Source organism: Paenibacillus doosanensis (assembly GCF_025060755.1).
In the GTDB taxonomy this organism is placed as follows: domain Bacteria; phylum Bacillota; class Bacilli; order Paenibacillales; family NBRC-103111; genus Paenibacillus_S; species Paenibacillus_S doosanensis.
The window spans coordinates 44,560-52,033 of the sequence record NZ_JANYUY010000051.1 but is presented as its reverse complement, the minus strand read 5'-3'; the positions used below and the strand labels follow the sequence as shown (position 1 = coordinate 52,033).

Sequence of the window (7,474 nt, the reverse complement as noted above, 5' to 3'; positions counted from 1 at the left end):
CTGCTAGTCATGAACCTCGAAAAGAGACTCCGGGTTCTCTTTTTGCCTTTTTTGCAATGGCTCTGGTCGACCCTCTCATTCCGCTTACCCGTGATGCCGTAAATTGCGACCCGTTCAGCAAGCCCTATATAAAATAGCGGCCGCTTCTTCACGGGTCATCTGGCTCTGAGGATGAAAGCGGCCCGATTCGTCGAGAGCAACCAGATCGTAATGCAGGGCGCGCTGAACGGTGCCTTGATAACCGGCCGTCAGCTCGTCGCCGTCGGCAATCTCCGCAGGGCTCAGCTTAATGAGCGGGAACAAATGCGTGGATTCCATAGCCTGCACCACGTAGTGGACAAACTGCTCCTTGGTCATCGTCTCGGCCGGATTGGCCTCGGCGGGCAAATCCAGTCCGCGCAGGCGAGCCGATTCGAACGAAGCGGCATACCAGGAAGCGGCGGGAACGCTTGTAAAAAAGGCCGTGCCGGAGGCTGCGCCGCCGTCGCCGGCCGGGGCACTCGCAGGCAGGCCGCGGGTAATCATGGCGATGCCTTGCGAGAGCAGCAGCCGTTCCCCCGGGGCGAATTGTTCGTCGGTCACGCCGCTTACGATGCCTTTTGCTTGCAGCGCTTCAATTTGCTGTTTGGCGCCGCTGCCGCCGATATCCTGAAAAGGCGTAGAAGCGAAGGCGGGGCCGGCCGCCGAAACGATCAGAGCAAGAGACAGGGCAGATGCAGTCCAAGTTTTTTTCATGAGATGATTTCTCCTTCTCCGAATATGTTTATGGTCTATGCATCTTATCAAACGATCCTGCCGATCAAAATGTTTCAGTTTCGAAGAAGTCTAAGACATCGATAGCAGCTGATCTCAAGAGATTTACGAGATTCACGAGATGGCGGCCCAAAGCATCGACAGGCCCGAACAGAGCAGCAGCCCGTCCAGCATGTACTGAAAGCTGCGGACGCTCATGCGCTGAACGACGGCTTTTCCGACGAAGGTGCCGAACATCAGCGAACATCCGACGATAAGCCCCTGGACTAACGCTTCCGCCGGCAGCGCCCCAAGCTCCCGAAAGATGACGACCTTGCTTATGTAGAGCGCAAGCGAGCTGGCAGCCTCCGTCGATAGAAACGCTCCCTTCACAAGCCCATAAGCCGTAAAGGCCGGCACGCTGAGAGGTCCGGTCGAGAGAACGATGCCCGTCAGGAAGCCGATGACGGCTCCCGCGACGGAGAGCTGCCATAGGCGAATGTGGAATTGCTTGGCCTGCAGCCAGCGTCTGACCGGAATCATGAGCAGAAAAAACAAACCAAGCCCGATGTCCGCCATATGGGCAGGCAGCACCAGCAGCGTGCGCGCTCCCCAGGCGGCCGCAGGAATTCCCGTGAGCGAGTAGGCGGCAAATGCTTTCCAGTTCACTTCACGCCACCAGGCCGCAACCCTGGACAGGTTGGCCATGACGGCGGCAACCGCCATGATCGGCACGGCCTGTTTGGGGCCGAAGGCGAATACGAGCACGGGCAAAAGCATAATAGAGGACCCCGTGCCGACGATGCTGCTGACGACGCCCGCTGCGGCCCCGACGAGCAGCACGAAGAGATAAGCTTCCAACAGCGACCACTCCCGCTAACTTGTACGATTTCGATAAGTGCTCGGCCGGAGATCGGGCTTACTTGGCGACGGCTTGCAAAATATCGTCCATGACCCGTTCCCCGGCGATGACGCCATTATACAGCCAACTGCTCTTGAAATCCATCTCATAAACGCGGCCGGACTTTACAGCCGGAATGCCGCTCCACAACGGGTCTGTCAGATGGTTTGCCTGACCCGAATCGTTGTTGACGAGAAAGATCAGATCGGCGTCCAGCTGCGCGAGCTTCTCCAAAGAAATCGACGTCCAATTGGCCGTAGCCTCGGGAAGCACGGCCAATATATTCGGAGGCTGCAGCCCGAGATCGCCGTATACGACAGCGCCGCTGGCTACTTTGCCGTTCACCACATAGAAGCCTTTGCCGGTTACCCACAGGATAGCAACCTTTTTATCTCCGATAGCAGTTTTCAGCTGCTCTTTTGTCTTCTGAACCTTTTGGTCATACTCCTTGAGCGCTTGCTCGGCCGCTTCCTTCTTATTTAATAAATCGCCCATTTTCAGCAAGGTTTTCCGGTAATCGTTAATCGTGTCCGTTCCCAGAACATAGGTCGGGACGATTTTGGAATATTGCTCGTACAGGCCGTTCTGAACGGCGGATTCGGGACCGATGATCATCAAATCCGGATTGAAGCTCAGCACCGTCTCGGGCGGCAAGGTCGAAGGAATCGTCGGCACTCCGTCCAGCCGGGATTGCAAATAGTCCTGAACGCTATTTTGCTTCACCGACCATTGGGCCACCGGCTTCATCCCGAGGGCAAGCAGCGGGTCTTCCAGATAGCTGGCGATAATGCGCTGGGGAGCGGCAGGGATGCTCATTTCATGTCCCATGCTGTCCTTAACCGTAGTCTCCGCCTTCGGCTGTTCGTTGTTGCCGCCGCCGCATCCGGCAAACAGCAAAGCGGCGGCGCATAGAACGAAGCCGCCTTTGATCCACGGCGAGATTTTCTTGGTTCTGTTATGATCAAACATGACGAAATCCTCCTGAATGGTTTTGCCGCCTTTATGGCGGCAGAAGTTAATATCTTGATGTTTTATCATATTTGATACTGATTATCATTGTCAACATCTGCAAGGAAACTATGGAACGTCAGGAAAAATAGCAATCGGAAAAACCCGGACATGAAAGAATGCCGGGTTCTATTTGTCTATTTTATCGCTAACAACGGAATTTGTATGAGTAACCTATCGCTTGTCCCTCTATTGTAAGATTATTCTATGAAGAAGACGACGGTTTTTCTTATAAAAACCAAGTAAACCTATTGACATTATCATATAAAAATATACAATGAAAGTACATAAAAATCGAATGTCCGTCAGTCGTTTACAGGCGTTAAACCAATGGAGGGATTATTCATGAAGACGGTTGCGATCATAGGCGGAAGCCAGACCGATACGTTTAAGAAAATTGGAGAGAAGCGCGGATTGATTGTGGAGCATCATGACGGCAAAACCGGCGGCGGTTCCGTAGAAAGTTATTTTCAGCGCATCATTAATAAGGCCGATGTCATCATTATTTTGAAGGGCGCAATCAAGCATACGTCGATGTGGGCGGTTCGGGAGCTGGCCGAGAAGAAGGGCAAGAAGATCGACTACCACGACGGCTTCGGCGCTACGGGGGCTATGGAGAAAGCGCTGCAGCTGGTAGGCTGACGGCAAGCGAAGCGTAGGCTTATCCGGGCGAGAGAAGGTGAAGGTGATACCTATAAACGGTGCGAATAAGCGATAGACCCTGCCGGAAGAAATCCGACACAGGGTCTATTTGCCGTTCGCGGGAACCGGCCTCAGCCTTTGATTCCCGTAGTCGCAATGCCTTCCACGATATATTTTTGGAAAAATAAGAATACGAGAAACTGAGGAAGCAAGGAAAGCACGGACATGGAAAACATCGGTCCCCAGGCGGTTACGGACGACGGATCGGCGAACATTCTCAGTCCGAGCGAGACGGTATGCTTTTTAACATCGTTCAAATAAATGAGCGGGCCGAGAAAGTCGTCCCAGGTCCAATAAAAGCAGAAGATGGCTACGGTCACCAGCGCCGGGGCGCACAAGGGAAGGACAATGCGCAGAAAAATGCCGTACGGGCTGCAGCCGTCCATCACGGCCGATTCGTCGAGCTCTCGCGGTATCCCGCGGATAAACTGGATGAGCAGGAAGATGAAGAACGGGCTTCCTCCGATAAAAGCCGGGACGATCAGCGGGTAATACGTATTGACCCAGCCGAGCTTCTGAAACAAAATATACTGCGGGATCAACGTCACTTGGTGGGGCAGCATCATCGTGATCATCAGGCAGGCGAACAGCGCCGTGCGCAGCTTGAACTTCATCCGGGCGAAGCCGAAGGCGACGAGCGTGGACGAGAACAAGGTTCCGATGACGACCATGACGGTGACGAACGCCGAATTGCGGAAAAATATGCTGAACCCGATCGTGCCGAAGCCCTTCCAGCCCTTGGCATAGTTGCTCCATTCCAGAGTGGACGGAATCAGTGAGGAGGCTTTGATGAAAATTTCATGCTCGGGCTTTAGCGAGCTGGCGAGCGTCCAAAGAATCGGATAGATCATAAACAAGCCTAATACGGACACGAACAAATGGTAGACGATGCTTCTGCTTCGGCTGCGGGCGGCCATTTATTTGCCTCCTTCCGATTCGTAGTACACCCAAGCGGATGAAGATTTGAATATTAAAGCGGTAAAGACGGCGACGATGACAAGCAATATCCATGCCATAGCCGAAGCGTAGCCCATCTCGAAATGAGCGAACGCCCTTTGGTACAAGTAGACCGCATAGAACAACGTTTTGTCGAGCGGTCCGCCGGCCGTAACGAGAAAGCTCTGGGTGAATGTCATAAATCCGCCGATCATTTGCATGACCAGATTGAAGAAGATGACGGGAGTCAGCATCGGCAGCGTAATTTTGAACAACCGCTGGATATAGCTCGCCCCATCGACGGCCGCGGCCTCGTACAGCTCGCTCGGAATCTGCTTTAATCCTGCGAGAAAAATCAGCATCGGCGAGCCGAATTGCCAAATGACGAGCAAAATGAGCGTCGACAAGGCAAAGTCGGGACTCGCGACCCAGTTCGTACCGGTGATGCCGACGAGCGCCAGGATGCCGTTCACCGCTCCCTTCAGACCGAACAGCTGCTTCCACATGACGGCCACGGCCACGCTGCCCCCGATAATGGAAGGAATATAATAGACCGTCCGGTAAAATCCGGTTCCCTTATGCTTTCCGCTGAACAGAATGGCGATAAACAGGGCGAAGATCAGCTTCAGCGGAACGGAGATGAAGACGAACAGAAACGTGACCTTGATCGACTGCAGAAACCGGGCGTCGTCGCTGAACAGGTTCACATAATTGTCCATGCCGATCCAGCGGGCTTCCGAGAGCATATCGTACTTGGTAAACGATAAGTAGAGAGAAGCGATCATCGGTCCGATCGTAAAAGCCAGAAAGCCTATTAGCCAAGGGGCGATAAAAGAATAGGCGATCGCATTGCGTTTCAAGTTTTTGAGCAGCCTGGTTTGCGCCCGATCGTTCATGGCTTTGGCACCTCCCGTGCACAATGTGCGCCGTCCGTCCGTTCAAGGGCAAGACGGCGCCGAAACGGTTCATTTCTTCAGTTCCTTCGTGCCTTCCTCGCGGAATTGCTTGGCCGCCTGCTCCGGCGTCAGCTGGCCGTAGTTGACGGCTTCTTGAATGCGCTTGAAGAGAGCCTCGATTTTGGTTGCTCCTTCGGGATCGGGGGGATCGATTTCCCTGGAATATTTTTGCACCAGATCGATATAATCGAACATTTCTTTGGCCCCTTCGCCCATGGACTTGCCGAGATGCTCGCGTACCTTGGAAGAAATCGGCACTCCGCGCTCCGCTCCGAGAACCTCGTTGGCCTGCAAATCGTTGGTAAAGTAGTTAATGAATTTGGCGGCCTCTTCCGGATGCTTGGAATGGGTCGTAATGGAGAAAAACTGCGAAGGCTTCAGGAAGTGACCGGCTTTTCCGCCCTCCAGACTCGGCAGCACCGTCAGTTTCAACGGCCGGTTCGCCGCCTTTTGCAGCGCTACGACCTGGTTGCTGTTGAAGAAGAGTAGAGGAGATTTTTTATGTACGATTAATTCGTCTTCCAATCCTTTGATATCCTGAGTGACCTGCGGAGTAGGAACGATGCCGTCCTTCAGCAGCGTGTCGAAATATTTGAAGTAATCGACCAGCACCTGATCGTCCGGATACCCGAGACCGTCGCCCTTCTCGTTGTAGATCCATAGGCCCTTCTCCCGAAGCAAATGCTTGAACGGGTCCATCCCGTTGAAGTTCGGCATGCCGTATACGTCCTTGCCCAGCTTGGCCTTAAGCTGCCTAGCCGTATTGGCCAAATCGTCCCATGTGTAGCCCGGCTTCAGCTCCGGCACTCCGGCTTCGGCGAACATGGCCGGATCGTAAGCGAGAGCGAGCGAGTTCGTTCCCAGGTTGACCGCGTACAGCTTGTTGTTGATTTTGCCGCCGTCCGTATGCAGCGGGTCCGCGTCGCTTAAATCGATCGTATTCGATTTGACGTAAGGGTCCAAATCGACGAGTAAGTTCCGTCCGACATATTCGGTAATGTACTTGTAATCCTGTTGAATAATATCGGGAAGGCTTTTGCCCGCCGCCTGCGTTGCCAGTTTATCCCAATAGCCGTCCCAGGCGATAAACTCCGGGGAAATCTTAATGTTCGGATGCTGCTGCTCGTACATGTCAATGACCTTGAGCGTCCGGTCGTGCCGGTCCTGGGAGCCCCACCAGGCGATGCGCAGCTCGATTTTGCCGCTTGTTCCGCCGGGGTCGACCTTGGGCTCGCTCGACTCGCCTGCGCTGCAGGCTGCCAATAAGGATGCGGGGACGATCAACGACAGGGACAGAGCGGCGGCGCTTCGGTGCAGTTTAAACATAGAAATAACCTCCCTTACATAATGTTAAGCGCTTACAAATAAGTCTTGCATTCCTTGTATTAAGAGTATAAGCGGCAAATCTATTTTTATGAGTGAATCCGAAATCCATAAGCTATAACGATGGGGAAACCCGTGAACGCACCGCTTGCTATCTCATTCACGGATTTCCGCAAAAGCGCTCGGAGCGGGGCGATCGCCTTTGCCCCCGGATTTCAACCGTTTCACGGGTCCATCGTCATGCAAGAAATCGGGGGACAACAGCGAGCGGAAGGCGTTCAGCGCCTTCTATTAACAAGGGTTACTGGTAAAATCGGCGGTGACGAACACTCCGACAGGCGGCATCCCGGCAGTGGCGGGCTGGCCTTGATATGCTTGAGGCAGACAGAGTTGGGTCGTGGCGATCCATGTGCCGTGCTCTCCGGCTTGGATGGACGGAGACTTCATGAGCAGGGTGCCGTTCAATACCAAATGGCGTATCCGGATGGACGGGTCGTCGAAAACGCTCAAAGTCCCGGTAAAATGGGCGTATGGAGAGTCGAAGCGGATTTGCCGGCTGCGTTCGTTCCAATGCCCTTGAACGGGAATAGGGGTGCCGCGAAAATTAATAGAACCCGTTAATCTGCCGTTAGCGTCGACCGAGCTGATCACGAGCGTTCCCCAAATGACCGGTCTGCTGCCCGCGTAAGCGTTAATTCCCCAGCGGGAAGGGACGGGGATGGTAGCTTGCCTTGTTTGCAACGAAAGTCACTCCTTATTTTCAATTAAAATAAACCGACTGCAAAATTTATCCGAAATGAGACGGCTGTGCCTGATGTGCCGCCGCCGCGGCGATATATTACTATATGGAATGAAAGCCCAAATGGGAACTTGAAGGAGGGGATAATTTGGCTCGGCTTGCCTGGGTCAAAGCAGA

Annotated in this window: 8 protein-coding genes; 1 reads left to right on the top strand and 7 read right to left on the bottom strand. The window is 53.7% G+C overall.

Translation table 11 applies throughout. The features are described from left to right. Positions 1–114: 114 nt before the first annotated feature. The 3 genes from N0M98_RS27230 to N0M98_RS27220 all read right to left on the bottom strand — a co-directional run bounded on the left by N0M98_RS27230 (position 115) and on the right by N0M98_RS27220 (position 2,602). On the bottom strand, positions 115–735 hold the full coding sequence (locus tag N0M98_RS27230; RefSeq protein ID WP_259619715.1) for an S-layer homology domain-containing protein: 621 nt from the start codon (positions 733–735) through the stop codon (positions 115–117). Between the two features lie 132 nt (positions 736–867). Next, positions 868–1,593, bottom strand: coding sequence for a sulfite exporter TauE/SafE family protein (locus N0M98_RS27225; protein WP_249863625.1), 726 nt, complete (start codon positions 1,591–1,593; stop codon positions 868–870). Positions 1,594–1,651: 58 nt separating this feature from the next. Then, positions 1,652–2,602 carry an ABC transporter substrate-binding protein gene (locus N0M98_RS27220; protein ID WP_249863624.1) on the bottom strand — a complete coding sequence of 317 codons (951 nt, stop codon included), beginning with the start codon at positions 2,600–2,602 and terminating at the stop codon, positions 1,652–1,654. Between the two features lie 384 nt (positions 2,603–2,986). Between N0M98_RS27220 and N0M98_RS27215 the strand changes: the two genes are divergently transcribed. Then, positions 2,987–3,283 (top strand): DUF2325 domain-containing protein, encoded by a 297-nt coding sequence (locus N0M98_RS27215; protein WP_249863623.1) that lies wholly within the window; start codon positions 2,987–2,989, stop codon positions 3,281–3,283. Positions 3,284–3,414: 131 nt separating this feature from the next. Here N0M98_RS27215 and N0M98_RS27210 read toward each other — a convergent pair whose 3' ends face one another. The 4 genes from N0M98_RS27210 to N0M98_RS27195 all read right to left on the bottom strand — a co-directional run bounded on the left by N0M98_RS27210 (position 3,415) and on the right by N0M98_RS27195 (position 7,299). Beyond that, positions 3,415–4,260, bottom strand: a complete 846-nt coding sequence (locus tag N0M98_RS27210; protein WP_249863622.1) for a carbohydrate ABC transporter permease — start codon at positions 4,258–4,260, stop codon at positions 3,415–3,417. After that, positions 4,261–5,175, bottom strand: coding sequence for a carbohydrate ABC transporter permease (locus tag N0M98_RS27205; protein ID WP_249863621.1), 915 nt, complete (start codon positions 5,173–5,175; stop codon positions 4,261–4,263). It lies immediately after the preceding gene. A 69-nt stretch (positions 5,176–5,244) separates the two neighbouring features. Continuing rightward, on the bottom strand, positions 5,245–6,561 hold the full coding sequence (locus tag N0M98_RS27200; protein WP_249863620.1) for an ABC transporter substrate-binding protein: 1,317 nt from the start codon (positions 6,559–6,561) through the stop codon (positions 5,245–5,247). 288 nt (positions 6,562–6,849) lie between these two features. Then, positions 6,850–7,299, bottom strand: a complete 450-nt coding sequence (locus tag N0M98_RS27195; protein ID WP_249863619.1) for a hypothetical protein — start codon at positions 7,297–7,299, stop codon at positions 6,850–6,852. Between the last annotated feature and the right edge of the window lie 175 nt (positions 7,300–7,474).

Excerpts from the sequence above, each read along its gene's own strand:
- N0M98_RS27230 (WP_259619715.1), bottom strand. The coding sequence starts at position 735 with ATGAAAAAAACTTGGACTGCATCTGCCCTGTCTCTTGCTCTGATCGTT.
- N0M98_RS27220 (WP_249863624.1), bottom strand. The coding sequence starts at position 2,602 with ATGTTTGATCATAACAGAACCAAGAAAATCTCGCCGTGGATCAAAGGC.
- N0M98_RS27215 (WP_249863623.1), top strand. The coding sequence starts at position 2,987 with ATGAAGACGGTTGCGATCATAGGCGGAAGCCAGACCGATACGTTTAAG.
- N0M98_RS27210 (WP_249863622.1), bottom strand. The coding sequence starts at position 4,260 with ATGGCCGCCCGCAGCCGAAGCAGAAGCATCGTCTACCATTTGTTCGTG.
- N0M98_RS27205 (WP_249863621.1), bottom strand. The coding sequence starts at position 5,175 with ATGAACGATCGGGCGCAAACCAGGCTGCTCAAAAACTTGAAACGCAAT.
- N0M98_RS27200 (WP_249863620.1), bottom strand. The coding sequence starts at position 6,561 with ATGTTTAAACTGCACCGAAGCGCCGCCGCTCTGTCCCTGTCGTTGATC.